We start from the raw sequence: 1,352 nt of genomic DNA on the forward strand, positions 1-1,352 counted from the left end.
CCTCTTGCCAGTTGCAGGAAACGATCTAATTTTCCGAGCGCCGCAGCATCCAGTATTCCGTCACTGGCCGGCGTAAATGTATTGGAGTGCTCAGCAATGGCAATGCCCATATTGCTCTCCTGCAGCGCAATGGCATCGTTAAGGCCATCACCGATCATCATTATTTTTTTGCCCTTTTGTTTTTCTAATTCGATATAACGGCGTTTGTCCTGCGGTTGCTGGTGAAAAAGCAGGGGCGTGGTTTTGCCTACCATGGTTTCGAGCTGGCGTCGTTCATTTTCATTATCACCGGAAATAATGGCCAGCTCATAGTCTCGCTGCATCCTGTTTAAGAGGGTGGCTACTTCATTGCGATAGAAATTATGGAACTGGAAAAACCCTTTCAGGCGGCCGTCGATGGATACATATACACGGGTGCCCCCGGAAGGGTTTTTCATACCCGTAATAAAATGTTGCGAGCCGATCGCATACTGGTGACCGTTAATATTGCCTTCAATGCCTTTCCCGATGCGTTCACGAAACTGTTGTACCTGCAGCGGATGCCGGCCCAGGTGCTGTACCAGTGCTTTGCTGAGCGGATGGCGGCTGTTGCCGGCCAGCGCGGCTATTGCTTCCAGCTCCAGCAGGGTTAAATAATCGCCGGTATATTCCACGGCATGTTGGGTGGTGGTGGTGAGTGTGCCGGTTTTATCAAATACAATGGTATCGATCATAGCCATTTCTTCTATGGTCTGCGCATTTCGCAGGTAGAGGCCGTTGCGCGAAAAAATCCGCAACATATTTCCATTGGTGAAGGTGTTGGAAAGCAGGAGGGCACAGGGGCAGGCAATGATTAAAATTGCGGTTACGGCCGGCCAGATCCTCAACGGATCAACCATACCCCAATACGCGGCTGTTAACAGGGCAATACTGAAAACGATATAAGTAAAATACCGGCTCAGTAAATGCACGAAGGATAAGCCCTTTTCCTGCTCGGCAGGTTTTTCTGCCTGGTTCCAGAGCCTTGTTAAATAGCTTTGTGCTACTTCTTTGATAGTAAGCAATTCAATATTACCGGCGGTTTGTTTGCCGCCCGCATATACGATTTCTCCAACTTCCCGCAGTACCGGTAAGGATTCGCCGGTTACAAAACTGTAATCAATATAGGCTCTTCCCTTGGTGAGTATACCGTCTGCGGGAATAAGTTCGTCCTGGTGAATCAGCAGGGTATCGCCAGGTTTTATCGAAGGCAGTGCGGTGGGGATGGCTGTTTCTTCTTTTAAGACGGTTACGGCAATGGGGAAATAGGAGGTATAATCGCGCTCGAAAGACAATTGCTGGTAGGTTTTATCCTGCAGTACCCGGCCTATGAG

1 protein-coding gene is annotated in these 1,352 nt (G+C 49.2%); it reads right to left on the reverse strand.

The window, feature by feature from the left end; translation table 11 throughout:
* The coding region (locus A1D16_RS19610) for an HAD-IC family P-type ATPase (protein WP_290712688.1) at positions 1–1,352 on the reverse strand (1,352 nt) is incomplete at both ends.

The organism is Flavihumibacter sp. CACIAM 22H1, assembly GCF_001601815.1.
In the GTDB taxonomy this organism is placed as follows: domain Bacteria; phylum Bacteroidota; class Bacteroidia; order Chitinophagales; family Chitinophagaceae; genus Flavihumibacter.